Source organism: Pseudomonas sp. TMW22090 (genome assembly GCF_022496665.1).
In the GTDB taxonomy this organism is placed as follows: Bacteria; Pseudomonadota; Gammaproteobacteria; order Pseudomonadales; family Pseudomonadaceae; genus Aquipseudomonas; species Aquipseudomonas gregormendelii.
The window spans coordinates 13,144-39,126 of the sequence record NZ_SCFH01000016.1 but is presented as its reverse complement, the minus strand read 5'-3'; the positions used below and the strand labels follow the sequence as shown (position 1 = coordinate 39,126).

23 protein-coding genes and 3 pseudogenes are annotated in these 25,983 nt (G+C 57.0%); 12 read left to right on the top strand and 14 right to left on the bottom strand.

Annotated features, from left to right (window positions below; translation table 11 throughout):
* Positions 1-856: 856 nt before the first annotated feature.
* The 5 genes from hutG to hutU all read right to left on the bottom strand — a co-directional run bounded on the left by hutG (position 857) and on the right by hutU (position 7,821).
* On the bottom strand, positions 857-1,660 hold the full coding sequence (gene hutG / locus EQV97_RS28610; protein WP_240890557.1) for an N-formylglutamate deformylase: 804 nt from the start codon (positions 1,658-1,660) through the stop codon (positions 857-859).
* A 10-nt stretch (positions 1,661-1,670) separates the two neighbouring features.
* Entirely contained in the window at positions 1,671-2,876 is a 1,206-nt protein-coding gene (hutI, locus tag EQV97_RS28605; RefSeq protein WP_240890556.1) for an imidazolonepropionase, read from the bottom strand.
* Complete coding sequence (locus tag EQV97_RS28600; RefSeq protein WP_045060605.1) at positions 2,873-4,303, bottom strand: amino acid permease; 1,431 nt, start codon at positions 4,301-4,303, stop codon at positions 2,873-2,875. The genes hutI and EQV97_RS28600 overlap by 4 nt, the downstream gene beginning before the upstream one ends.
* Positions 4,304-4,424: 121 nt before the next feature.
* Positions 4,425-5,963 (bottom strand): histidine ammonia-lyase, encoded by a 1,539-nt coding sequence (gene hutH, locus EQV97_RS28595; RefSeq protein ID WP_240890555.1) that lies wholly within the window; start codon positions 5,961-5,963, stop codon positions 4,425-4,427.
* A 184-nt stretch (positions 5,964-6,147) separates the two neighbouring features.
* Entirely contained in the window at positions 6,148-7,821 is a 1,674-nt protein-coding gene (gene hutU, locus EQV97_RS28590) for a urocanate hydratase (RefSeq protein WP_240890554.1), read from the bottom strand.
* 230 nt (positions 7,822-8,051) lie between these two features.
* On the opposite strand from hutU, the pseudogene EQV97_RS28585 reads away from it, so the two are divergent.
* Both EQV97_RS28585 and EQV97_RS28580 read left to right on the top strand, forming a co-directional pair.
* A pseudogene (locus EQV97_RS28585) lies at positions 8,052-9,575 on the top strand (IS3 family transposase).
* Between the two features lie 147 nt (positions 9,576-9,722).
* Positions 9,723-9,998, top strand: a complete 276-nt coding sequence (locus tag EQV97_RS28580; protein ID WP_240890553.1) for a GGDEF domain-containing protein — start codon at positions 9,723-9,725, stop codon at positions 9,996-9,998.
* Between the two features lie 119 nt (positions 9,999-10,117).
* Here EQV97_RS28580 and EQV97_RS28575 read toward each other — a convergent pair whose 3' ends face one another.
* The 4 genes and pseudogenes from EQV97_RS28575 to EQV97_RS28560 all read right to left on the bottom strand — a co-directional run bounded on the left by EQV97_RS28575 (position 10,118) and on the right by EQV97_RS28560 (position 11,460).
* A complete protein-coding gene (locus EQV97_RS28575; protein ID WP_240890552.1) occupies positions 10,118-10,618 on the bottom strand; it encodes a hypothetical protein in 501 nt (166 codons plus the stop codon).
* Between the two features lie 37 nt (positions 10,619-10,655).
* A pseudogene (locus EQV97_RS28570) lies at positions 10,656-10,964 on the bottom strand (DUF4158 domain-containing protein); the annotation flags it as partial.
* Positions 10,965-10,990: 26 nt separating this feature from the next.
* Positions 10,991-11,221: pseudogene (locus EQV97_RS28565) on the bottom strand (putative toxin-antitoxin system toxin component, PIN family); the annotation flags it as partial.
* Positions 11,221-11,460 (bottom strand): ribbon-helix-helix domain-containing protein, encoded by a 240-nt coding sequence (locus tag EQV97_RS28560; RefSeq protein ID WP_102605451.1) that lies wholly within the window; start codon positions 11,458-11,460, stop codon positions 11,221-11,223. The pseudogene EQV97_RS28565 and the gene EQV97_RS28560, both read right to left, overlap by 1 nt.
* Positions 11,461-11,774: 314 nt before the next feature.
* Between EQV97_RS28560 and EQV97_RS28555 the strand changes: the two genes are divergently transcribed.
* Positions 11,775-11,984, top strand: a complete 210-nt coding sequence (locus EQV97_RS28555; protein ID WP_240890550.1) for a hypothetical protein — start codon at positions 11,775-11,777, stop codon at positions 11,982-11,984.
* 143 nt (positions 11,985-12,127) lie between these two features.
* Here the strand turns inward: EQV97_RS28555 and EQV97_RS28550 are convergent, their stop codons facing one another.
* Positions 12,128-12,748, bottom strand: coding sequence for a glutathione S-transferase (locus EQV97_RS28550; protein ID WP_240890549.1), 621 nt, complete (start codon positions 12,746-12,748; stop codon positions 12,128-12,130).
* 344 nt (positions 12,749-13,092) lie between these two features.
* Between EQV97_RS28550 and EQV97_RS28545 the strand changes: the two genes are divergently transcribed.
* The 9 genes from EQV97_RS28545 to EQV97_RS28505 all read left to right on the top strand — a co-directional run bounded on the left by EQV97_RS28545 (position 13,093) and on the right by EQV97_RS28505 (position 21,716).
* A complete protein-coding gene (locus EQV97_RS28545; protein ID WP_240890548.1) occupies positions 13,093-13,686 on the top strand; it encodes a TetR/AcrR family transcriptional regulator in 594 nt (197 codons plus the stop codon).
* Between the two features lie 114 nt (positions 13,687-13,800).
* Positions 13,801-14,835: an NADP-dependent oxidoreductase gene (locus EQV97_RS28540; RefSeq protein WP_240890547.1), complete on the top strand. Its 1,035-nt coding sequence runs from the start codon at positions 13,801-13,803 to the stop codon at positions 14,833-14,835.
* Between the two features lie 117 nt (positions 14,836-14,952).
* Positions 14,953-15,177: a hypothetical protein gene (locus EQV97_RS28535; protein ID WP_095030952.1), complete on the top strand. Its 225-nt coding sequence runs from the start codon at positions 14,953-14,955 to the stop codon at positions 15,175-15,177.
* A 98-nt stretch (positions 15,178-15,275) separates the two neighbouring features.
* The gene (locus EQV97_RS28530; protein ID WP_240890546.1) at positions 15,276-15,737 is read left to right on the top strand and encodes a (2Fe-2S)-binding protein; all 462 of its coding nucleotides are present in this window, start codon (positions 15,276-15,278) and stop codon (positions 15,735-15,737) included.
* Between the two features lies 1 nt (position 15,738).
* A complete protein-coding gene (locus EQV97_RS28525) occupies positions 15,739-17,931 on the top strand; it encodes a molybdopterin cofactor-binding domain-containing protein (protein ID WP_240890545.1) in 2,193 nt (730 codons plus the stop codon).
* A 10-nt stretch (positions 17,932-17,941) separates the two neighbouring features.
* Positions 17,942-19,162 (top strand): cytochrome c, encoded by a 1,221-nt coding sequence (locus EQV97_RS28520; RefSeq protein ID WP_240890544.1) that lies wholly within the window; start codon positions 17,942-17,944, stop codon positions 19,160-19,162.
* A gap of 13 nt (positions 19,163-19,175) precedes the next feature.
* A complete protein-coding gene (locus tag EQV97_RS28515; protein ID WP_240890543.1) occupies positions 19,176-20,384 on the top strand; it encodes an XdhC/CoxI family protein in 1,209 nt (402 codons plus the stop codon).
* Positions 20,385-20,412: 28 nt separating this feature from the next.
* Complete coding sequence (locus EQV97_RS28510) at positions 20,413-20,751, top strand: putative quinol monooxygenase (RefSeq protein ID WP_131700787.1); 339 nt, start codon at positions 20,413-20,415, stop codon at positions 20,749-20,751.
* The gene (locus EQV97_RS28505; protein WP_240890542.1) at positions 20,748-21,716 is read left to right on the top strand and encodes a radical SAM protein; all 969 of its coding nucleotides are present in this window, start codon (positions 20,748-20,750) and stop codon (positions 21,714-21,716) included. Before EQV97_RS28510 ends, EQV97_RS28505 begins: the two co-directional genes overlap by 4 nt.
* Here the strand turns inward: EQV97_RS28505 and EQV97_RS28500 are convergent.
* The 4 genes from EQV97_RS28500 to EQV97_RS28485 all read right to left on the bottom strand — a co-directional run bounded on the left by EQV97_RS28500 (position 21,694) and on the right by EQV97_RS28485 (position 25,677).
* Positions 21,694-22,293, bottom strand: coding sequence for a nucleotidyltransferase family protein (locus EQV97_RS28500; protein WP_240890541.1), 600 nt, complete (start codon positions 22,291-22,293; stop codon positions 21,694-21,696). The genes EQV97_RS28505 and EQV97_RS28500 overlap by 23 nt on opposite strands.
* A 243-nt stretch (positions 22,294-22,536) precedes the next feature.
* Positions 22,537-23,661: an alkene reductase gene (locus EQV97_RS28495; RefSeq protein ID WP_240890540.1), complete on the bottom strand. Its 1,125-nt coding sequence runs from the start codon at positions 23,659-23,661 to the stop codon at positions 22,537-22,539.
* A gap of 95 nt (positions 23,662-23,756) precedes the next feature.
* Complete coding sequence (locus EQV97_RS28490) at positions 23,757-24,434, bottom strand: type 1 glutamine amidotransferase domain-containing protein (protein WP_240890539.1); 678 nt, start codon at positions 24,432-24,434, stop codon at positions 23,757-23,759.
* Between the two features lie 85 nt (positions 24,435-24,519).
* Positions 24,520-25,677, bottom strand: a complete 1,158-nt coding sequence (locus EQV97_RS28485; protein WP_240890538.1) for an iron-containing alcohol dehydrogenase — start codon at positions 25,675-25,677, stop codon at positions 24,520-24,522.
* Positions 25,678-25,983: the final 306 nt, after the last annotated feature.

Genomic DNA, 25,983 nt, shown 5'->3' with positions numbered 1-25,983 from the left:
GGGCTACCGGGGTGCCGTCACTCTTGCGGTACAGCACCACCGATTCACTGAGCAGAGTGACGGGGTACAGATCTTCGCCCAGTTCGGCTTCGCTGGCGGCGACATACCACGCGTTTCGCAAAAACATAGAACCATCCTCATTATTCTTATTTTTTCGCCCTGTTCAGCAGGGGCGACTGTTATGCAGAATACGGGAATGGATTGATGCGAACAGATCAGAAAATCTGTCGAGTTGTTTAGATAAATTAAACTGATGTGATATTTGATCAGGCTAGTACGGCTGTGTGGAACCCTCTAACGTCGCCCGAGCCGGCATCTTGCGAATGGGAAAGCGTATCGCTTGATACCAACATCCGTGCAACTGCACCTGTGGGTAGCAAAAAACCGGATGATAATAGTTGGCCACCAAAGGACGAAAATGGCGTTAAGCGACACTAGCTCGTGCGCGCAGCACCTATGGCAGAATAAGCAGATTGGGCGGATGGCAGTGTAGCACTGCAGGTATCATTTTTACAGGGTGAACAATGAAGTTCGGTAATAAACGCCAACGAGGCGCCGAGCAAGAAAATTGTGAATGCCATTCATTGAAGGATTGTAAGTCTCTCTTCAAGCCGTATTGTTAAGCCAGCTTAGGTTGGTTTCAAAGTTACACTTCAAGCCATTAGGTGGAATGGTAATCCACCTGACTGGCCGGTAGCAATTTTTCTAGGAATAGCTCATCGCTAGTTGAGCATGTAGGTCTAATAAATAACAGGTAAGCTGAGCAGCCAATCCTTTTGGGTGTGGCTGGTTTTTCACGCGCATACATAGGTAATATGTGCACCCGATTGTAGGCTTTGTAGTGCTTCAAGAGAGCTTACTTTCGATATTGCTCAATTCCCCAAGAAAGCATACGTTCTAACAGAGTTGTTAACACTGCCTGGGTCGGAGTCGCCAGGTCTTCGCGGTAGCAGAACGGCTCAACCTCTTCCATATACGTGCACTGGCCCAACTCCAGTTGCACGGCATGGATGTTTTCGGCCGGGTTGCCGTAATGCCGGGTGATGTGGCCGCCCTTGAAGCGTCCGTTCAGCACATGGCTGTAGTCCGGGTGTGCGGCGCAGATCGCTTCCAATTGAGTCGCAAGCTGTGGATCGCAACTGGCGCCATTGAAGGTGCCGAGGTTGAAGTCCGGCAGTTTGCCGTCGAACAGGTGCGGGATGATCGAGCGAATCGAGTGGGCATCGAACAGCAGCGCATAGCCGAATTCGGCTTTGAGGCGCGCCAGCTCCTGCTGCAAGGTGCTGTGGTAGGGCGTCCAGATCTGCTCCAGGTAGGTCGCGCGCTCTTCTTTCGAAGGCTCCAAACCTTCACGGAACAACGGCACACCGTCAAACAGCGTCGCCGGGTACAGGCCGGTGGTCGCACCCACGTACAACGGTTTGTCGTCGGACGGCCGGTTCAGGTCGATGACGAACCGCGAATACTCGGCGGCCAGGGTACTGGCGCCCAGTTCGGCGGCGAACTCGTAAAGCTGCGGGATGTGCCAGTCGGTGTCCGGCAGGCTTTTCGCGGCCGGGATCAACCCGGCCTCGACCGCCGGGGTCAGGCGCACACCGGCGTGGGGCATGCTGATCAGCAGTGGCACGCGGCCTTGTTTGAAGTTCAGAACCTTATCCACAACTGCTCTCCTACAGACTCGTTTCGACGCCGTGACGCACGACGCGTTTTTCCAGATCACCGCCCAGCCAATACGACAGGTCAGCGGGACGATCGATTTGCCAGGCGACGAAATCCGCGACCTTGCCCACCTCCAGCGAGCCGTGGGTGTCGGCCATGCCCAGGGCAGTGGCGGCGTGAATCGTGGCGCCGGCCAGGGCTTCTTCCGGGGTCATACGGAAACAGGTGCACGCCATGTTCAGCATCAGGCGCAACGACAATGCCGGTGAAGTGCCGGGGTTGAGGTCACTGGCGATGGCGATTTTCACCCCGTGCTTGCGCAGGGCGTCCATCGGCGGCAATTGAGTCTCGCGCAGGAAGTAGAAAGCGCCAGGCAACAGCACCGCGACCGTGCCGGACTTGGCCATGGCGATGGCGTCGTCTTCGGTCATGAACTCCAGATGATCGGCGGACAGTGCGTGGTAACGCGCCGCCAGGGTCGAACCGTGCAGGGTCGACAATTGCTCGGCATGCAGTTTCACCGGCAACCCCAGTTCCTGAGCGGTGATGAACACCCGCTCGACCTGCGCCGGGGAAAACGCCAGGTATTCGCAAAACGCATCCACCGCATCCACCAGCCCTTCGGCGGCCAGGGCCGGGAGCATCTCGGCGCAGATGTGATCGATGTAGTCGTCAGCGCGATCGGCATATTCGGGCGGCAAGGCGTGCGCGGCCAGGCAAGTGCTGCGAACGCTGACCGGTAGTTCGGCGCCGAGACGGCGGATGACCCGCAGGATCTTGCGTTCGCTGGCCAGGTCGAGGCCGTAGCCGGATTTCATCTCGACCGTGGTCACGCCGTCGTGCATCAAGCTTTTCAGGCGCTTGGCGGCGCTGGCGAACAATTGGTCTTCGGTGGCCGCGCGAGTGGCACGCACAGTGCTTGCAATGCCACCACCCGCCGCCGCTATTTCTGCGTAACTGACGCCTTGCAGGCGCTGTTCGAATTCACCGCTGCGGTTTCCGCCGAACACCGTGTGGGTGTGGCAGTCGATCAGGCCCGGCGTCACCCAGGCCCCGTTCAAATCATTGACCGCCGGGTACTCGCCCGCCGGCCGTTCAGCGCGCGGGCCAATCCACTCAATGTGCGCACCGGACGTCACGATGGCCGCATCCTCGATGATCGAGTAGACGCCTTGCGCCATGGTTGCGACGTGGCAGTGTTGCCATAGAGTTTTCATCCGTGGTCTCCGTTAGGGTATTGACGGGGCATAGAAAGATCACGGGACCCCTGGACCTTACGTCCTGACGCCGGTTTCACCCACACTAAATAGGCGACTGCGAGTAAGGCAATCCAAATTACTCCGACGATTAATGCTGGTTGTGTATCCGAGAAATATCCCAGTACACCAATGATAAACAACATGAAGGTAATGGCTGCTAGAGGGGCAAAAGGCCAGAACGGCACCGGGAATTGCAACTGGGCGACTTGTTCGCTGCTCATGGAGCGACGCATGGCCACCTGAGTGACTAGAATCATCAACCAAACCAAGACCGTGGCAAATGTGGCAATCGAGGCGATCACCAGGAAAACCTTTTCCGGGATCAAGTAGTTCAATGCCACGCCACCGAGCAAGGCTGCGCCCATGACTAACACAGTCATCCAGGGCACGCCATGTCGAGATAGTTTGCCAAAGACTTTTGGTGCATGACCTTGCTGCGCTAGGCCGTACATCATCCGACCGGCCCCGAATATCTCGCTATTGATCGCTGAGACTGCTGCGGAAATCACAACGATATTGAGGATGGTTGCCGCCGAACTGATCCCCAGATTGTCGAAAATCTGCACGAAGGGACTGCCCTGACTGCCGATCTGCGGCCAAGGGAAAATTGCCATCAATACAAACAAGGTCAGGACATAAAATAGCAGTATTCGTATTGGTACCGCGTTGATCGCCTTCGGCAACACCCGTTGCGGGTCTTTGGCTTCACCGGCAGTCACACCGATGATTTCGATACCGCCGAAGGCAAACATCACCACCGCAAACGAGGCGATCAGGCCACTGAAACCGTTGGGCATGAAACCGCCGTGTATCCAGAGATTGTTGATACCAATGTCCGTCGAAGGGTTCGCACTGTACATACCAAACAGAATGATGCCGAATCCACCAAGTATCATCGCGATAATGGCCCCGACTTTGAGCAACGACAACCAGAATTCCATTTCACCGAAAACTTTCACCGTGCACAGGTTCAGTCCACCAATCAGGCATACAATGCCAAGTACCCAGATCCAGCGTGCAACCTCCGGAAACCAAAAGCCCATATAAATACCGAAGGCGGTGACGTCGGCCAAACCCACGATTATCGTTCCAAAAGCGTAAGTCCAGCCGAGGATAAAGCCGGCCATTGGCCCCAGATAAGTACTGGCATACTGCCCGAACGAGCCAGCCACCGGGTCGCGTACTGACATTTCACCCAGTGCGCGCATCACTATAAACACCGCCGCACCACCAACCAGGTACGCTAGCAGTACCGCTGGGCCGGCCATTTGGATGGCCGAGGCAGAACCGTAAAACAGCCCGGTGCCGATAGCTGACCCCAGCGCCATGAATCGAATATGTCGAGCCGAGAGCCCGCGTTTCAAGCCTGTTGCTTGCTGTTGCATTGCGCATCTCTATTTATTTTTATGAGCGTAAATTGACTTAAGTGAAAACCCGCTCCTTGATGGGAGCGGGTAGGACTTCTATCAGCTTGTCTGCGCAAAGGAGCCAAAGGCCCCTCCCTAATTACAGGCTGGGCAGCAGCTGGACCGGTACCAGCTCATTCAGGCAACGCGAAGCCAGCAACTCGGTGGCCGCGTTGATGTCCGGCGCGAAGAAACGGTCTTTCTCATAAAACGGCACTTCTTTACGCAGAATCGCCCGGGCCTGCTCCAGTTTCGGCGAGGTCTTTAGACCGTTGCGCAGGTCCAGGCCTTGAACCGCTGCCAGCCATTCAACGGCGAGAATCCCGCGGGTGTTTTCGGCCATTTCCCATAGACGCTTGCCAGCAGCCGGGGCCATGGAAACGTGGTCTTCCTGGTTGGCGGAAGTCGGCAGGCTGTCCACCGAGTGCGGATGCGCCAGTGCCTTGTTTTCGCTGGCCAGTGCCGCTGCGGTCACCTGGGCGATCATGAAGCCGGAGTTCACGCCGCCGTTGGCCACCAGGAACGGTGGCAGTTGCGACATATGTTTGTCCATCATCAGCGAGATACGACGCTCGCTCAGGGAACCGATTTCAGCAATGGCCAATGCCATGTTGTCCGCGGCCATGGCCACCGGTTCCGCGTGGAAGTTACCGCCGGAGATCACGTCGCCTTCAGCGGCGAACACCAACGGGTTGTCGGACACCGCGTTGGCTTCGACAGCCAGCACTTCGGCAGCCTGGCGGAACTGGGTCAGGCAGGCGCCCATGACTTGCGGCTGGCAGCGCAGGGAGTACGGATCTTGAACCTTTTCGCAGTTCTTGTGCGAATCGGAGACTTGACTGCGCTCGCCCAGCAGGTCGCGATAGGCGGCTGCGGCGTCGATCTGGCCTTTCTGGCCACGGGCAGCGTGGATACGTGCGTCGAACGGAGAGCGCGAACCCAATACCGCTTCGACCGTCAGGGCACCAACAGCCACAGCACCAGCGAACAGATCTTCACCTTCGAACAGACCACGCAGCGCGTAAGCAGTGGAAACCTGAGTGCCATTGAGCAACGCCAGACCTTCTTTCGCAGCCAGGGTCAGCGGCGTCAGACCAGCAACTTTCAGTGCTTCGGTCGCTTCCATCCACTCGCCTTTGTAACGCGCCTTGCCTTCACCCAGCAGCACCAGCGACATGTGCGCCAAAGGCGCCAGGTCACCAGACGCGCCCACTGAACCTTTCAGCGGAATGTGCGGGTAAACCTCAGCGTTGATCAGGGCAATCAGCGCATCGATCACCACACGGCGAATACCGGAGAAACCACGGCTCAGGCTGTTGACCTTGAGCACCATGATTAAGCGCACCAGGTCGTCGCTGATCGGTTGGCCGACACCGGCGGCGTGGGACAGCACCAGCGAGCGCTGGAGGTTTTCCAGGTCTTCGCTGGCGATGCGGGTCGAGGCCAGCAGGCCGAAACCGGTGTTGATGCCGTAAGCGGTGCGGTTCTCGGTGAGGATTTGTTCCACGCAAGCGACACTGGCTTCGATCTGGGCCGAAGCGCTGTAGTCGAGCGTCAGTTTCACCGGCTGCTGATAGACATCACGCAGTTGGGCCAAGCTCAGTTGACCGGGAATCAAGTTAAGCGCAGTCACATTCATGCTCCTTTCGAGGGTTCTTTAAATCACTAACCAGACGTTCCGGGTGATTCCGTTATCAATCGCTGCCCGCATTTGCGGTGTAGCGCGTTGGCACGCTGGTTTATTTTGAAATCAAGTAGTGGTTAGCTGCGTTTTTACAGCGATGCGTGGCCGTGGACCGCTATTACATTGCGGTCCGCTTTTATCAACCGGTAATCATTGGCAGGTTCAGGCCCTGTTCCTTGGCGCAATCAATGGCGATCTGGTAACCGGCATCGGCGTGACGCATGACACCGGTGGCCGGGTCGTTATGCAGCACGCGAGCGATACGCTCGGCCGCTTCGTCGGTACCGTCGCAGACAATCACCATGCCCGAGTGCTGGGAGAAGCCCATGCCGACGCCGCCGCCGTGATGCAGGGATACCCAGGTCGCACCGCTCGCGGTGTTCAGCAGGGCGTTGAGCAGTGGCCAGTCGGACACAGCATCGGAACCATCCTGCATCGATTCGGTTTCACGGTTCGGGCTGGCAACCGAGCCGGAATCGAGGTGGTCGCGACCGATCACGATCGGCGCCGACAGCTCGCCGCTGCGTACCATTTCGTTGAACGCCAGGCCGAGTTTGGCGCGCAAGCCCAGGCCGACCCAGCAGATACGTGCCGGCAGGCCCTGGAAGCTGATGCGCTCGCGGGCCATGTCCAGCCAGTTGTGCAGGTGCGCGTCGTCCGGGATCAGTTCCTTGACCTTGGCGTCGGTCTTGTAGATGTCTTGCGGATCGCCCGACAGTGCCGCCCAACGGAACGGGCCGATGCCACGGCAGAACAGCGGACGGATGTACGCCGGTACGAAACCCGGGAAGTCGAATGCGTTTTCAACGCCTTCTTCCTGGGCCATCTGACGGATGTTGTTGCCGTAGTCGAAGGTCGGGATGCCTTGCTTCTGGAAGTCGAGCATCGCTTTGACGTGCACCGCCATCGATTGCTTGGCGGCCTTGATCACGGCAGCAGGTTCGGTCTTGGCGCGAGCGCGGTATTGCTCCCAGGTCCAGCCGGCCGGCAGATAACCGTTGAGCGGGTCGTGGGCGCTGGTCTGGTCGGTGACCATGTCTGGACGCACACCGCGACGGACCAGTTCCGGCAGGATTTCCGCCGCGTTGCCCAGCAGCGCGATGGAGATGGCCTTGCCTTCGGCGGTGTACTTGGCGATACGGGCCAGCGCGTCGTCGAGGTCTTTGGCTTGCTCATCGACATAGCGGCTTTTCAGACGGAAATCGATGCTCACCTGTTGGCATTCGATGTTCAGCGAGCAGGCACCGGCCAGGGTGGCGGCCAGAGGCTGCGCGCCGCCCATGCCACCGAGACCGGCGGTCAGTACCCACTTGCCTTTCAGGTCATCGTTGTAGTGCTGGCGACCGGCTTCGACGAAGGTTTCGTAGGTGCCCTGGACGATGCCCTGGCTGCCGATGTAGATCCAGCTGCCGGCGGTCATCTGGCCGTACATGGCCAGGCCTTTGGCGTCCAGTTCGTTGAAGTGCTTCCAGTTCGCCCAGTGCGGCACCAGGTTGGAGTTAGCGATCAGCACGCGCGGGGCGTTGCTGTGGGTCTTGAACACGCCGACCGGCTTGCCGGATTGTACCAGCAGGGTCTCGTCATCATTCAGGTTGGTCAGGCTTTCGACAATCTTGTCGTAGCATTCCCAGTTACGCGCAGCGCGACCGATACCACCGTAAACCACTAGTTCTTTAGGGTTCTCGGCGACTTCCGGATCGAGGTTGTTCATCAGCATGCGCAGCGGTGCTTCAGTCAGCCAGCTTTTGGCGGTCAGCTTGTTACCACGCGCAGCGCGGATTTCGACATTACGGAAATTGGATGGCTTGCTCACCAGGAATCCTCTTGAAATGGCCGAATAGCCCTATTTTTTTTGGTTTGTCACCAGATTGCCTATACATGTAATCATGTATATACAAGCATAATCAAGAGAAATTTATGTTGCTTGTTCTTGTTTCTGGGGGGGGGGGGCAGCAGATTCAAAAACCGACCTAAGCCCGTTGCCGCTGACCGAAAACTGATCCAGGGGGACGGTAGAAATGTTGGACTACCTGGAGGTAGTTCATGTATTCATACGAAGATCGCATCCGAGCAGTCAAGCTCTACGTCAAACTGGTGAAGCACACCGGGGCAACTATTCGTCAGTTGGGCTACCCGACGAAAAACTCTCTGAAGAGCTGGTATGAAGAGTAGGAGCGATGCCTCGACCTGTCGCGTGGCTACGTGCTCTCGAAGCCGAAGTACTCATCGGTCCAAAGGGAAAAGGCTGTCGGGTACTATCTCGACCACGGGCGCTGTATCGCCTCCACCATCAAGGCTTTGGGCTACCCGGCACGGGATTCGTTGCGTGCCTGGATTCACAAATTGCACCCCGAACTGCACGCGCGCGTCGTCGGTCAATCTGACGAGCTAGCGATGAAGCAGGCCGCGGTCATCGCGCTGTGCACGCGACAAGAAAGTGCGAACGCCGTGGCTCAAAAGCTGGGCGTGTGCAGGCCGCGTTGTACAACTGGAAAATCAGCTATTCGGCCCAGAGGCATCCGCATCCATGAAGTGGCGACAAGAACTCCATCGTCACCGGAGCGAGAAGAGTTGGAGCGGCAACTTGAATCTCTTCGGCTCGACGTGCGCCGTCTGCAGCTTGAGCACGACCTGTTGATGAAAGCGAATGAGCTCATAAAAAAAGATACGGACATCGACCTGCAAGTCCTGACCAATCGGGAGAAGACATTGCTGGCTGATGCCCTGAGGCAGAGGTACTCCTTGCTAGAGCTGCTTGACGCGTTGGGCTTGGCCCGAAGCTCCTATTTCTATCATCGAGCCCGAATGCAGGTCGCGGAAAAGTAAACCGAAGCGCGTCGTGCCATGGCGTACATATTCGAGCGCAATCATCGTTGCTATGGCTGCCGTCGGATGCAAGCTTCGTTGAGCAGGCAGCGTGTGCGCCTTTCAGAGAAGGTGGTGCAGCGCTTGATGAAGCAGGAGTGCCTAGTCGTCGCCAAGCCGAAACGGCGTCGATACGGTTCCTACCTCGGGGAGATCAGTCCGGCGCCGGAAAACCTCCTCAACCGCGACTTCACGGCCCTAGCTCCGAATGAGAAATGGCTGACCGACATCTCGGAGTTCCAGATCCCGGCCGGCAAGGTGTACCTGTCCCCCATGATCGACTGCTTCGATGGTAAGGTCATCAGTTGGTCGATCGGCACGCGTCCCGACGCCGAGCTTGTGAACACGATGCTGGATGCCGCTGTCGAAACGGTGGCCAACAACGATAAACGGCCTGTTGTTCACTCCGATCGTGGCGCTCACTACCGCTGGCGCGGCTGGTTATCGCGCATCGCTGAGGCGAAGCTGATTCGTTCGGTGTCGCGGAAGGGATGCTTACCTGACAACGAGGATTGTGAAGGCTTATTCGGCCGGCTGAAAACTGGACTGTTCTATCCTCGCAACTGGCAGTCAACGAGCATCGAGCAGTTCATTCAGGCCTTGGATTCATACATTCGCTGGTACAACGAGAAACGAATCAAGATTTCTCTCGGCGCTCTCAGTCCTGTTGAGCATCGTGAGAGCATGGGCCTCGCGGCATAACCAGTCCAAGTTTTTTGCCGCACCCCCGGTGGGTCAATCAGCGCCAACAGTTTAGGGGATATTCTGACTGCGGAAGCATTGATAATCCTTGCGATTCTCGCAGGTGCATTCGTACTAATGCCGGTGGTATTGGTTTGACATTTCAACGTGATCGAAAGAGCAGAGGTCGATCACGAACGCTCGGCCTATCTCGCAACTCGTGATATTCTAACGAAATTGCCGAAACACTACCTCTTCGCCGATCGTTTTGATCAGGCCCTTTCAAACTGGACAGTGAGTGGTACTGCGTTTGCCGTACTGTTGTTCGATCTGGATCATTTCAAGGAAATTAACGACAAGTATGGCCATGAGGTCGGTGGGCTGTGCCCTAATCATGGCCAAAGTCTGGGCTCGTTGCTGAAAGCGGCGGATCAGGCAATGTAGGGCGTTAAACAACTGGGATGCAAAGGAGTTACTATGACTGAGTTCCCAGGAGCTTGAGATGCTTACAAACACTACGTTTTTCCCGAACACCGCAGTCGCATAGTCAAGTCCACATGAGGCTAAGGAAACCAGCGCATGTGAATATCCTTGAGGGAGCAGTTGGCCTCGATGCGGCGATAGCCCTCGTCATACATCTCCAGCGCTCGCAATCCGTCTGGATGGGTCAGGCTAAAGCCTATCGTCAAGGTTGCCACTCCGCAATTGAAGGCAAAGCGCACTACATCCTCTGTGCCTGACTGTATGGCTTTTTGATTCCTGACCTCCAGGTCGTTGCTCATTATCAATGCTGCCTGAAAACGCCGAGCTGCGAGTTTTTGCAGGCTTATCAAGTCCGAGAGGGAATTCTCGAATACCACCCCTGAGGTTTGGAGTGCCATTGCTTGGGTTGAGTATTCGTAATCTCTGGTGATGCCAACGACAGTGCTAGGCGGCAAAATAAATTGCCCATCTGGCGGCTTCGGCAATGGAGCATTGATATGTTCAAAGATGTCGTTCCTCACTTTGAAGATTGGTCGCGCAGCCAGCTTGATCCTGGCTTCGAATTCTGGTTGCCAGCTCATGTTGAAGCAGGCGGTGACTTGGCCACTGAGCACCAAGTTGTTGGCGCTGACGGGTTTCAGCATAGGCCAGGATGCAAGTCGGATCATTGATGCCGAGCTGACGACTGAGCGCTTGCAGCACCTCATCCGGAACGGCTGAAAAGTCTTCAGGGAAGGTGCCCAGGTAGCGGACGCTGGTCAGTTGCGTGGCGTAGCCGAGGCGGTTGTGTTCGCCGCGCAGGGGCAGGAGGGCTTTGTGGTCGTCATCGCTCAGGTGAAAATAGCGTTCCAGCTCTTCGCGGCTAGGAGGATCGACATAGCGACCAAAGCCGTCGCGTTGCTCTTGAGTCAGAAAGTCAACCGGCATCGATCACAGTACCTCGGTGCAGACCGCTCCAGTACCATCGCCCGTTGCAGGTTATTGATCATGGCACCCACGTTGGCAAGCTGCAGGATAGCCTGAAGCTTGGGGTAACGACTGGCGCGACGAATTTCATCGAGCTGTGCCCGTGAGGTCACTACCTCGAAACGTGCCGCCCGCCAAGCCTGGTAGATCGCATCGGGCGCGCCATGGGGTGAAATCAGCGCGCTGAACAAGATGTTGGTATCCAACACGACCCGCATCAGCGCCTACGTGCCCAGTGGAGCGCTTGATCAACTGCTTCGGTCAGTTCTGCCTCATTCAGAGGGGCGTTAGCGGCCTTGGCCTGTTCGGCGCTCAGTACAAGGATGTGTGCCCGCACCGTTTCTTCGATGAAGCGCGACAGATCGCCCTTATGCCCACCGCCTTGGCTGGCTAGAAACATGCGAAGCGATTGGTCAGTGTCGGTGGAGACAGCGACGTTCCAGCGAGTGGTTTTCATGATTTTCTCGTCGAAAGGTGTTTATGTGCCTATACACTCACCATACGTCACTCTGCAACAGTTCGAATAAACCTTAGTTTTGTCGAACTTTGACGCGACATGACTCATGTCAATTTAAGAGAACAGCACCAATTGATGAGCTCTGACCCACCTTGTGCATGGGGTTTCTGACAAGCAAGCATTCAGAAACCCTATGCATCATCTTTGTCTATGCTCAGAACTCCCCTTCACGAAAGTGAGGCATGGAGCATGGCGCCGGAGACACTGTTCATTACCGAGCGTGGTCTGTTGACGAACAGAAAGGACCCCACGACATGACCCAGACCGAGAAAACCCCCGAGCAACTTCAAGCGCGCATTGCCGAGTTGAAAGCCCAGTATCAGCAGCTGCAGGACAATTACGACGATGAAGTTCTCTTGTGCTCAAGCCTGCTGCGCGCCTTGGTCAAGCATGCCGATTGCTCGGCTGAGCGTAAGGCCGACGCGCTGGAGTACCTCGTCGATGCGCGCGCGGGGTATGGCTGAGTGGACTGCTCATAACGTGGTTTATGGTAAATCAGAGCAGCATCAGAGCAGCAAGGGCGCGGCTCTGATGCTCCGCTTCCGACCAACAAAGGTCGGTGGCGATAGTGAGAAGCGTACTAAAAGTGGACCGTACTAGGAGCGATTCAGTTTGCGTCGATTCTCAGTGCGCGTATATAGCTATTCTGATTTTCAAGGTTGCGAACATAGCGCTCAATATGTAATTTGCTCCCAGGTTTTAGCCAATTGAGTGCGCCTTTCACGACAAACCCCAGCATGAAGTCTGCTCCTGTGAGTCGATCTTCGACTAAGAATTTCCTACCCTTTAGATAGTCGTCTAAATATGAAAAAACTTTATCAAATTCCGCTCCGGCGTAATCTTCGAGAAACTTGAGATCAGTTCCAGATTTAATTTCAAATTCGTTAAATACCTTCAACAAAAATGGCAGCATTGCTGAGCTTTCTGAAAAGTGAATCCATGTTAGGTAATCGATGTACTCAGCTGAATCTTCATCAGGCGCTAAGTGAGGCGCAAATCGCTTTATCAGAATTTCCATCATCGCACCCGACTCAGCAATAACCTTGCCATCTAACTCAATAACCGGCGATTTGCCGAGTGGGTGCATGGCCTTGAGTGAAGCGGGGGCTAAATGGGTTTTTTCATCGCGCTGGTATTTGATCAACTCATAAGGCTGGCCTATTTCCTCCAGTAGCCAGAGGATACGAATCGAGCGTGAAGCATTCAGGTGGTGAAGTTTTATCATCATTTTAACTCCGACGGGGTGTGCGCTGGCCCATTAGGCGCATTGCTGATGGTGTGGTCATTAGACGGTGGCTCGCATGCTACTCGGTTACTAGTCAACCGGTCTACTACTGCTTAATTAGGCTCAGCGCTGCATATTTTGCCTACGGATTGGACTCCCTATGGTGCGATTTACGTTAAGGCTTGATTGGCTGCTGTAAGCGCCGGAGGGTGGCAGGCGCGTCTAGATTTAGCTGAATCGAGCTTTTCGATGTCGCATGAGGTGGGTGGCGGATTGGCAGTGTTGCTATAGTAGAGCATTGACATTCAAAGTAGACGACTGGTCTAATTTTTTGGTAATCTTCCGCAATGAAGCAGACTTACGATGATACGCGCCAACATTTACTCGACACCGGCCATCGCATGATGGTGGTTAAGGGCTTTACGGGTGTGGGACTTAACGAGATTTTGCAGGCGGCCAGCGTGCCGAAAGGCTCGTTCTACCATTACTTCAAGTCCAAGGAGCAATACGGCCAGTCCTTGCTGGAAGATTACTTCCGCACTTATTTGGTGAACATGGACGAGCGTTTCGCGGTAAGGGGCAATACTGCCCGCGAGCGGCTCATGGGCTATTGGCAGAAGTGGCTTGATAGTTATTGCGAGCCCTGCGATGAGCAGAAGTGTCTGGTCGTGAAGCTGAGCGCCGAGGTGGCGGACCTGTCCGAGTCAATGCGCATTACGCTGCGTGATGGATCAGATCAAATAATTGAACGTATCGCTGGCTGCATCGAGCAGGGGCAGCGCGACGGCTCGTTGCCGCAAGGTGATGCTTACCGAACAGCGACAGCCCTTTACCAGCTTTGGCTCGGAGCCAGCCTGCTGAGCAAACTCCACCGTAATAGTCGGTCGCTGGAAAACGCCAAAGCTACGACCTTGGCCATGCTGGCGTTTAATCAAGCCTGATGATGAGATTTCCCACCTGTAGGTGGGTGTTCTCTATCATATTTGTAGCAGACTGGTCTAATTAAATTGTGGTACCCCTAACCATTTCTCCAACACCAGCCCTGGAATTTGAACATGCCCCAGTCAAAGCAAGTGAATCGGCGCGTTGTTCTGGCGTCGCGTCCGCACGGTGCGCCTGTCGAAGCGAATTTTCGCATTGAACAAAGCCCCATTCCTCAACCTGCAGAAGGCCAGGTGCTATTGCGTACCGTCTATCTGTCACTCGACCCTTACATGCGCGGCCGCATGAGTGATGCACCGTCCTATGCGCCACCGGTGGAAATCGGTGGGGTCATGGTGGGTGGTACAGTCTGCCGTGTGCTAGCTTCGAAAAATCCGGCCTACAAAGTCGGTGACTGGGTGCTGTCCTTCAGTGGCTGGCAAGACTATGCCCTGTCCGATGGCAGCGACCTGACTCGTTTGGGTGATTCGCCGACTCATCCGTCTTATGCCTTGGGCATATTAGGTATGCCTGGCTTTACCGCTTACATGGGCTTGCTTGACATTGGCCGTCCCCAGACTGGTGAAACGCTAGTGGTGGCGGCGGCTACCGGTCCGGTGGGAGCGACTGTGGGGCAGATCGGCAAGATCAAAGGCTGTCATGTGGTCGGAGTAGCAGGCGGGGCGGACAAATGCCGGCATGCCGTCGAGGTGCTGGGTTTTGATACCTGCATAGATCACCATGCGCCGGACTTCCCCGAGCAACTGGCCAAGGCCTGCCCTGAGGGTATTGATGTCTATTTCGAAAACGTCGGCGGCAAGGTTTTCGATGCGGTTCTACCGCTGTTAAACGCCAAAGCCCGTGTGCCGGTCTGCGGCATTATTGCGCACTACAACGATACCGCTTTACCCATGGGGCCAGATCGTTTGCCATCTTTGATGGGTGCCATTCTGCGCAAACGCATCAATGTCCAAGGCTTTATTATTTTTGATGATTATGCGCACCGTTACGACGAGTTCTTTAACGAAATGTCGAGCTGGTTTGCGCAGGGGCGGATCAAGTATCGCGAGGAATTGGTGAGTGGTTTGGAAGAGGCGCCCAATGCCTTTATTGGGCTGCTAGAAGGTAGAAACTTTGGCAAATTAGTAGTTCGCGTCAGTGACCACTGAATGTCTATTGTTGTGCTGACATAATTTTTGCTCTGCTACTTCACGTTCCTGAGTGGTAGGGCTTTTTTATTTATATATTCCAGTCCAATGGACGCAGCACTGGCTGCAGAGAGCTTTATGACTACACGCAGTAAAGATTTAGGTTGGCGAATTTTGGTGGGCTGTCTGGGGCTATACCCAACGCTCTTATTGGTACTGAGTTTATTGGGGCCGCTGACCCATGATCTGAGCTTTCCGCTGATGGTCTTGGTGGAGGTGGTGGTTTTGGTGCCTTTCACTCAGATCATCTCCTTTCCGCTGGCAGGGTGGCTGGTTTCTCGTTTAAGGCGAATTAATCAGTGAGTACGTGGACTGTTTCAGTCAGCGTCACGTGCCATTAACACATTAAAAAGCGATGACTACAGTTGTCGGCATTAACCCAATTAGGCAGAGGAAATACCATGCAAACGTTAATCATCAACGGACAGTCGCAGCAGGTTGACGTTGCAGCGGATATGCCTCTGCTGTGGGTCTTGCGCGATGTGCTCGGCCTGACAGGGACAAAATACGGCTGTGGCATTGCTCAGTGTGGGGTGTGCGCCGTGCATCTCGACGGCCAGCCGATCCGTTCGTGTGTGACTCCTATTTCGGCTGTGGCAGGTCGCTCAATCACCACCATTGAGGCCATCGGTGAGACGGCCGTGGGCAAAGCCGTGCAGCAGGCCTGGCTAGCGCATGAGGTGGTGCAATGCGGTTACTGCCAGTCAGGACAGATCATGGCAGCAACTGCTCTTCTGAATAGCCAGCCGACGCCCGATGACCAGGCGATTGATGCGGCCATGGCGGGTAATCTTTGTCGCTGCGCCACTTACACCCGCATTCGCACGGCCATTCACAGTGTTGGCGGTGTAGAGGAGGCGTGAGATGAAAAAGCCTAACGAAATGAATGTTCATATGTCTCGTCGTCGCCTCCTGCAGGGCAGCGGCATCGCCCTCGGCGGCTTGGTGTTGAGTACCTGGCTACCGCCCTTAGTGTCCAAGAGTGCAGCCGCCGAGGCGGCTGCCGCAGGCCGGCTGGGTGATCGCTCCGCTGAGGGTTACGGAGCCTTTGTTCGGATTGGCCACGATGGCGTGGTCACGGTGATCTCGCCAAAAATTGAAATGGGCCAAGGCGCACAGACCGGTATTGCCATGATGGTGGCGGAGGAGCTTGAAGTAGGCCTCGATCAGGTCGTTATTCAAGAGGCGCCACCAAACTCGGCGCTGTATACCGACACCTTGCTGCAGTTTCAGGCCACCGGTGGCTCGACTTCTACCCGCTACACCTGGGAGCCGCTGCGTCGGGCGGGCGCCACGGCGCGTATCCTCTTGATCCAGGCTGCAGCGCTGCAATGGCATGTAGCGCCGAGCCTGTGCCATGCGCAGAACGGCCAAGTGTTTGGCCCTGGTGGCTTTCAGGCTAAATACGGCGAACTGGTCGAGGCCGCGGCTACGCTGCCACTACCCACTGATGTACCCTTGAAAACCCCCGAGCAATTCAAGCTGTTGGGCACCCCCGCGCAGCGCCTGGACACGCCCGCGAAGGTCAATGGTAAGGCGCGCTTTACCATCGACCTACAAATCCCCGGCATGCTGGTTGCCTCCACCATCACCTGTCCTGTGTATGGCGGGCGATTGCGTACGGTTGATGATGCTGCGGCACGGCGAGTGCCAGGGGTTCGCGACATCGTGCGATTGGACAATGCCGTGGCTGTTACCGGGAGTCACTTCTGGGCCTGTCAGCAAGCCATCAAAGCGCTGAAAATCGAGTGGGACTTTGGGCCGAATGCCTCTATTGGTTCTACGCATCTGGACCAAGAACTACTCACGGCCAGTAGCCGTGATGGCGTGGTCGCTAAACGCACCGGCGACATTGAACAAGCCAAGCTACAAGCGGCCAGCCAGTTCGAAGCTGTTTACGAGCAAGCGCTGTTGTCGCATTCGCCGCTTGAGCCCATGAGCTGCGTGGCCCATGTGCGCAAAGATGGCTGCGAGCTGTGGGTCGGCACCCAAGTGCCAGTTTTCGCTCAACAGACAGCAGCCAAAGTCACCGGGTTGCCAGTTGAAAAAATCCAGGTGCATAACCAACTGATCGGAGGGGCATTTGGCCGGCGTTTGGAGTTTGACTTCATCACTCAAGCGGTGGCCATCGCGCGGCAGGTTGATTACCCGATCAAGCTGATCTGGAGCCGTGAGGAGGACATGACCCACGACCTCTATCGGCCGCTGTATGCCGATCGTATGAAAGCCGCCCTCGACGACAAGGGGCGTCCGCTAGGATGGGAACATCGCATTGCCGGCGCCTCAATTCTCGCCCGCTATGCCGGCAGCTTGCCACCCAACGGCGTGGATGCCGATGCCGTTGAAGTTGCGGTGGACCCTATCTATAGCTTGCCGCATTTGCAGGTTCGTTATATCCGCCAGGAGCCTAGCGTCGTGCCTGTGTCGTGGTGGCGAGGCGTGGGCCCGCTTCGCGGCACCTATGCCCATGAGTGCTTCATTGATGAACTGGCGCACAACGCCAAAGCCGACCCAGTGGCCTACCGCTTGGAGCTGATGGCTGAACAACCACGCGCCCAGGCAGTGCTGCGTTTGTTGGTTGAGAAGACTGACTGGAATAAGCCTTTGCCACCCGGACAGGGTCGAGGTGTGGCGGTCAGTGCGGTGTTCGGTAGCTATGTGGCCACTTTGGTTGAACTGGAGATGCAGGGCGACTTTGGCGTGCGCATCAAGCGCCTGGTCAGCGTGGTCGATTGCGGTTTTGCAACCAACCCGACGTCGGTTAAGGCACAGATCGAGGGCGGCACCTTGTTCGGCCTTTCCGCTTCGCTGTTCAACGAAATCCTGATCGAAAACGGTCAGGTGCAACAGACCAACTTCCACAACTACCGACAGCTACGTATCAACGAAGCGCCTGCGGTGGAGGTGCATTTGCTTGCGAGTCTGGAAACGCCGGGTGGCGTTGGCGAGGCCGGTACTGCGTTGATCGGCCCAGCCTTGGTCAACGCCCTTTACGCAGCATCGGGCCAGCGTATACGTCGTTTGCCGCTTAGCCGTTTCGGCTATTACCCGGTTTAAGGAGCTACTGATGAAATTAATAAGAAGCCTACTGATGTTCGCCAGCGGGGCTTTACTGGCGCAAGCGGCCAATGCACAAGAGGATTCCCTCGCTAAAGGCGAATACTTGACGCGCGCCGCCAACTGCGTGGCTTGCCATACCGTGTCAGGTGGTAAACCGTTCGCAGGTGGCGTCGAGTTTAAGCTACCGTTCGGCTCGCTGTTTTCGCCCAACATCACCCCGGACACGCAAACAGGCATCGGCGCATGGACGAATGAAGAGTTTGTAAGCGCGTTGCAGACCGGCGTGGGCCGTGATGGAAAACACTACTACCCGGCGTTTCCCTATACTTCCTACAGCAAAATGTCTCGAGATGACATCCTCGCCATCAAGACCTATCTCGACAGCCTAGAACCTGTCGAGCAGGCACCGCGCGAAAACCAAATTGGCTTCCCGTTCAACCAGCGTTGGGGCATGGTTCTTTGGAATTCCCTCTTCCTTAACGATGAACCATTCCAAGCGGACAGCCAGTACTCTGCCGAGCGCAATCGCGGCCAGTATCTAGTAGAAGGGCCCGGGCACTGCGGTGAATGTCATTCGCCGCGTAACTTGTTCCAGGCGGTCAGTAACGATCGTTCGCTGGCCGGCAACCTTATCCAGGGTTGGAATGCTTACAACATCAGCGCTGACCCGGTGCATGGCATCGGTGCCTGGCCCACGGACGTACTGGCCAACTACTTGAAAGACGGGGCAGCGCCAGGCTTGGGTTTGTCCGCTGGGCCTATGACCGAAGTAGTCGAGCACAGTTTGCGCTATCTGACCGACGCCGACCGTCACGCGATCGCCGTGTTCCTCAAAGACTCACCCTCGCGCAGCGAAGGTGTGGCTCGTCCGCAGCAGGCAGCGCTTGCGGAGCAGGGCAGTGGCAATCCACTCGGCAATAAGTTGTTCGCTGGAGCTTGCGCCAGTTGCCACCTCTGGAACGGCACTGGCAGTCAGAGCCAAACGGCTATGCTGCTAGGTTTGAAGACAGTCAACGACCCTACCGCAAGCAACTTGCTCGGCGTCCTGTTGAGCGGGCATGGCTCGGCCGACGCCCAAGTAAACCGGCGCATGCCGTCGTTCGGGCGCATTTACACCGACCAAGAATTGGCTGCGCTGAGCAGCTTCATCCTGCAGCGCTTTGGGGATAGTGGTGCGCAGGTATCGGCACCGGCTGTGGCCAAGCGACGGACTGAGTCCCTTCATTGAGTGGAGGTATGTAATGTCGGGCCTGAATGCACTGTTGGACGCACTCTTGGTGGAGCGCGAAGCTGACCGAGAGGCGGTGCTTGCGACTGTGGTAAGGGTCGAAGGCTCTGCGTATCGGCGGCCGGGGGCGCGCATGCTGGTTTCGCGTTTCGGCAGGCCTGAGGGCACCATCAGTGGTGGCTGCCTGGAGGCGGAAGTGGCCAAAAAAGCTTGGTGGCTGACCGAAACCGGGCCGACGTTGCGTAGTTACAGCACCGCAGAAGCGGACGAAGCCAGCGAGGAAGCGCTGAGCTTCGGCCTCGGCTGCAACGGTAAGGTTCACGTGCTGTTCGAGCGTCTACCGGCCAGCGGCCCGTGCGCGTTGGTCGATGCCTTGCTCAGCGTGTGCGATACCCATCAACCGGCGGCCATTGCCACAGTGATTGCCAGTCCAGCGGGTGTTTCGCCACGGTTAGGCGAGCGCTTGTTCTTAGTGCCCGGGCAGCGCGCCGCAGGTGAGCTGCGGCACTCGGTGTTGGCTGAGCAGATCAGCTCGGATTTGCAACAAACCCTGGTACGCGGCAAGTCATCCCGCTGTCTCTACCCGAATGGTTCTGACGAGGTGGACGTGCTCCTGGAGTACATACCGCCTGTGCTGCGTCTGGTGATATTCGGTGCGGGCCACGATGCCCAGCCGCTGGTGCGCATGGCCAAACTGTTAGGCTGGCATGTCACGGTGATCGACGGGCGGGCGCACTTCGCCCGAGTCGAGCGCTTTGCCGACGCTGACCAGGTGCTGGTTGGCGATGTCGAACAGCCTTTCGCCTACCGCGAATATGTGCGTGGGGCTGCGGTGGTGGTGATGACCCACAGCCTGGTGCAAGACGCGCATTGGTTGCAGGGCTTGCTGCACAGTGAACCCTGCTATGTCGGCCAGTTAGGCCCGCGCGAGCGCACCGAGCGCCTGTTAGCCGGCATCCACGAGCATTTGGCTAAACCACAGGACGAGCTGCCGGGGCTGGATTATTTGCATTACCCGATTGGCTTGGACCTGGGCGGCGACACTCCGGAAAGCGTAGCCATGGCCATGCTCGCGGAAATTCAGGCGGTGCTCAATGGCCGAAGTGGCGGCAGCCTGCGCTTCAGGTCTGCGAGCATCCATGACAGCGATCCTGTGGTGGTTGGCCGGGATGAAACGGATGTTGTTGCAGAGGGTTGTCGGCATTTCGCCGTGCAGCGTTGACGATTTATAAAGCGAGGAACCCATCAGCATGAGTGAAGCCATACGTGTTGTAGCGATATTGACAGCCAAGGAAGGTAAAACCTCGGAGGTTGAGCGGGTCTTGCGCGCCTGCGTGCAGCCATCGCGCGCCGAAGACGGTTGCCTGTCTTACGTCCTGAGTCGTTGCATTGAGCAGGCCGGGCGTTTTGTCTTCGTCGAGCGCTGGGCCAGCCACGAGGCGATAGCGCGCCATCGGCAGATGTCGCATTACACGGTCATGGCCAAAGCGCTTGGCGAGCTGCTGAGCGATCGTCAGGTTTATGTGCTTGAAACGCTGGCGGAGGACATCGAACCCTCCACTGATTCCCACGCGGGCGTTGTCGGGTGATTGTTGATCGACATGGCCGGCGTTTCCGCAAACTGCGCCTGAGCCTGACCGCTGCCTGCAATTACGCCTGCACCTACTGTGTGGCCGATGGCCGTCGGTTAGTGGCGGCGCGGGATGAATTGACGGCCGCGTCGATGCTGCGGGCCGTTGAGTTGCTCAGGGATGTTGCCGGTGTTGAGGAGCTGCGCATTACCGGCGGCGAGCCGCTGCTGAGCGACAGGCTGGAGCCCTTTCTCCGGGGGATAGGCGTATTGGGGTTGCAGAACATTAGCCTGACCACCAATGGCCAGTTATTGGCGGGCAAGCTGCCGTTATTGCGCAGCGCGGGTATCCGGAGGCTCAATGTTTCCCTTGATACGCTTGACCCGAGCGCCTTCCGCAAGATCGCCAAGGGCGGCGACCTGCAAACTGTGCTGAGCGGGATCGAGCAGGCGCGCCGAGCCGGCATGATCATCAAGATCAACATGGTCCCGATGCGAGGCAGCAACCTCGACCAAGTTATGCCCATGCTGGGGTTCTGTTTGGAGCAGGGCTACGAATTGCGCTTTATCGAACTTATGCGGATGGGCCATTTGGCCCAGCATGCAGAGGCTTTCTGCACACAGTTCGTCGGCCAGCGCGAGCTGCTGGAGCTTATCGGTGAGCGTTATGAATTCACCCAGGCTGAGGCACCAGTAGACTCCACCGCGCTGCGTTATAGCGTTGGCGAGAGTGGGGCATTTGGCATTATTGCCAACGAAAGCGTGCCATTTTGCCGTAGCTGTAGCCGCCTGCGTTTGTCGTCTACAGGCTGGTTATACGGATGCCTGTCCTCGAATCGCGGACATTATATGGGTGAACTGTTGGAGCTGCCGAGTGAACAGGCGCACCCGCAGCTGGCCGGTTTGCTCAGCCAAGCGCTGGGGGACAAACAGGACGCAGCGTTTACCGGCAGCGCGCTGATTATGAAGTCGCTGGGTGGCTGAGGTCAGCGGGCTTGTCGACGTCTTGCAGAATGCCGCTGTCATTGAACGTCACTTCAATCACATGCTGCGCACGGGTGGCTATTAAACCCTTGGCCCCATTCTCCCCTTGCAGTTGCATCAGCTCCGGCCAAAAGCGCCGGCCGAACAACACCGGGTGTCCGCGCTGGCCATCGCAGTAAGCGACAACAATATGTTCAGCGTGCGCATGCGCGCGCAGCTGCAGCAGCGTTGCGAGAGAAACCCACGGCATATCCCCGAGCAGCACCGCCACCGCGTCGGCCTGAGAGTGTTCAAGACTCTTAATACCTGCCGCTAGGCTTGAGCCCATCCCCTGTTTGGCCTGTGCCGCACGAACCACCTGAATGTACGGCGGAATAGCCAGGGCCTGCGCATCGTCTTCAGCCTTCAATACGATCCGAACATCACTGAAGGCTTCTTGCGCCCGCAGCAATGTTGCCACCAGTAGGTTGTTACCGTCGGCCAGCTTAGCCAGGCGTTTGTCGCTGCCAAAGCGTTGTCCGTAACCGGCGGCGAGTACTAAACCGACACACTCCGGGTAGCTGTGCAGTTCTGTCATGTTGAGATGTCCCTCATGGTTTGCCAGGTTATTTATCTCCGCAGCGCTGAGTGTGGACGGGTAGGCAAGGTGTTGAGTGGCAATCAGGTGCGTCTCGCGAGTAAGGCTCCATTATCCAGACGCGGCATGACGGCGTAAGTAATTCTGCGCTACAGCGAAGTCGCTAGCGAGGTGGCGACCGCTTTTGTTGTGCCTGAAGAATACGGCCGTCAGGGTTAAGCCGTGACGGCCGGTGGAGCGGATTTACTCGGCGTAGGTCGGGTAATCGCTGTACCCCTTTTCCGTGCCGCCGTACATGCTGCTTGGGTCGACCGGGTTGAGCGGCCAGCCATTGGCAATGCGCTGTGGCAAATCGGGGTTGGCAATGAACGGGCGACCAAAGGCAATCAAGTCGCCCAGGCCAGCCTCCAAGGTTTCCGCGCCGCGTTGTGCGGTGTAGCGGCCGGCGTAGATGATGCGCCCGCTAAATACCTGCCTGATTTCGCGGCGGAAGTCTTCGGGAAGCGCCGGGGCATTGTCCCAGTCGGCCTCGGCAATCGACAGGTAGGCGATGCCGGCCTCTTCGAGCACCTTGATGGCCTCGATGTAGGTGCTGTGTGGGTCTTCTTCGACAAGGCCCAAATAGACCCTGTCCTCTGCTGTACTTTCAAACAACGGCGCGAAACGCACGCCTAGGCGGTCAGCACCGACAACTTCGGATACGGCCTGGATAATCTCGCGCAGGAAGCGCAAACGGTTGTGCAGCGAACCGCCATATTCATCGTCGCGCTGGTTGCTGTGGGCGGAGATGAACTGGTTGACCAGATAACCGTTGGCGCAGTGAATTTCCACACCATCAAAGCCTGCACTCAATGCATTGCGCGCGGCCTGCGCGTACAGCTGCACCAGTTCTTTTACCTCGGCATTGGCCAATGCGCGAGGTACCGAAGGCTCGGCTAAAGTACCTGCACCTGGACCGGTTTCAATAAATACTTTGACGTTGTTCGCAGCAATAGCCGAAGGCGCTACTGGCGCGGCACCATTAGGCTGCAGCGAGATGTGCGATACCCGGCCGACGTGCCAGAGCTGGGCGAAAATGATGCTGCCAGCGGCATGCACGGCATCGGTGACGTTGCGCCAACCTTCGATTTGTTCTTGGCTATGAATGCCTGGCGTCCAGGCATAACCTTGGCCACGGGGTTCGATCTGGGTGCCTTCTGTCACCATAAAGCCCGCCCCAGCGCGTTGCTGGTAATAGGTGGCCATCAATGGGTTTGCGATATTACCTGGCTGTGTGCTGCGCGAGCGGGTCAAGGGTGGCAGAACTATACGGTTGTTGAGCACATAAGGGCCCAGCTGCACTGACTGAAAGAAACGACTTGTATCCATTTTGTGAATTCCTGGTTAGGCCCGCGGCAACCGAAATGGCGCGGGCGAAAGTTGGTATATGCCAGTACTGGTAGAGGCATTAGCCTTACGCGGCCTTAGGCCAGTAGTTTCAGCAAGGCGTGCGCAGTGGCTGCGGAGGAAGCCGGGTTCTGGCCTGTGACAAGCAGCCCGTCGGTTACAACATGGACCTGCCAGTCGGTGTTTTTGCTGTAAATACCGCCCTGCGCCTTGAGCATGTCCTCGACCAGAAACGGCACCACCTGAGTCAGGCCCGCGGCGTCTTCCTCGCTATTGCTGAAACCGGTGACCGCTTTGCCTGCGATCAGTGGCTTACCGTCGCTGCCCTTGACGTGGAGCAATACCGCCGGCGCGTGACAAACAGTTGCGATCGGCTTGCCGGATGCGTTGGCGTGCTCGATCAGGGCGATGGACGTGACATCTTCGGCAAGATCCCACAGCGGGCCATGGCCGCCGGGGTAGAACACAGCATCAAACTCGGCGCTGGAGAGGTCACTGAGCGTTCGCGTATTTGCCAACGCTTTCATGGCGGCGGTATCGGACTCAAAGCGACGAGTGGCGTCGGTCTGGAAGTCGGGCTCGTTACTCTTCGGATCCAGCGGTGGCAGGCCGCCTTTTGGCGATGCCAGAGTCAACTGCGCACCGGCATCGAGGAAGGCGTAGTAAGGCGCGGCAAGCTCTTCAAGCCAGAAGCCGGTCTTTTCGCCCGTGTCGCCCAGTTGGTCGTGGGAGGTTAAAACGACGAGGATTTTCATGCGGTTTACCTTTTGCTTCAATACGCGGGTTGGCGTTTTTCAGTTAATTGCTGCGCCGCTAATTAATGGGCGCATCGAAGAGGGCTTAGAGACTCGCCTCTAAAATCTGGCGGCTGACGTCTAGGGTGACGTTGCTGTGTTCACCCAGTGCCGTCAGGCGGTGAGCATCTAGCTGCTTGAGCAATCCGTCGATGTCGTCCGCGTCGAGTTGGTAAGCTGCTAGGCGCGTGGGTAAGCCCAGGCTCTCGAAGAACGTCCGGGTCTTCTGGATGGCGGCATCAATGCGCTGCTCGTCATTACCTTGACTGATGTGCCATACCCGCTCGGCGTATTGCAGCAACTTGGCGCGCTTGGCCTCACGGCGAACCTCTAGATTGGCGGGCAATACGATTGCGAGCGTGCGTGCGTGATCGATGCCGTGCAGTGCGGTCAGCTCATGGCCGATCATGTGGGTGGACCAGTCCTGCGGCACGCCCGCGCCGATCAGGCCATTGAGCGCTAAGGTAGCGGTCCACATGAGGTTGGCGCGGGTGCTGTAGTCCGCGGACTCTTTCAGTACTTGCGGGCCGATTTCGATCAGTGTTTGCAGCAGCCCCTCAGCGAATCGATCCTGAACCCGGGCATCCACCGGGTAGGTCAGGTACTGCTCCATCACATGCACGAACGCGTCGACCACACCGTTTGCCAGTTGGCGAACAGGTAGGGTTTGCGTCTTACTGGGGTCGAGAATCGAGAACTGCGGGAACACATGGACGCTGCGAAAGGGCAGCTTGGCTTGCGTCGCCCGGCGAGTGACCACTCCGCTATGGTTCATTTCAGAGCCGGTGGCGGGAAGCGTCAGCACGTTAGCGAACGGAAGCGCTTGGCGGATTCCTGCCCCGCGTGTTTCCAAAATGTTCCAGGCATCGCCCTCGTAACCGACCGCAGCCGCGACGAACTTGGTGCCGTCGATCACCGAGCCACCACCCACTGCGAGCAGGAAGTCCAGCTGCTGCTCACGGACCTGCGCCACGGCCTGCATCAAGGTTTCGTAGCTTGGGTTCGGTTCTATACCGCCGAACTCCTGTACATGCCGGGCACCCAGCGCTTCATTTACTTGCGCCAGGGTGCCGGTCTTGCGAGCGCTCTGGCCGCCGAAAAGCACCATTACGCGTGCATCGGTCGGCACCAAATCATCCAGGCGGGCGATCGTGTCGGGGCCAAAGACAATGCGGGTGGGATTGTAGAAGTCGAAATTAAACATGCAGTTACCTATAAATAGACCAGTCTGCTATTCGATGTGCAGAGCTAGATGCGCTACCTGTCGCGGCTTAGCCTTATTCATTGGCTGATGCGAGCATTCATTGGTCTGGATTAGGCAGCTGGCTACAATATAGGTAGAAATAGACCAGTCGTCTATATTTAACATCATTTTTTCTCGGTAACTCACCCTTAGGGCTCGGCAGGCACGGTTAAACATTGGTCAGTTATGGCGTTTTAATAGTTGCCATAGACCGGGGAATTTTGCCGGCTGGGGGGTAATCCATATTGCTCGACAGCCTGGTCGCCA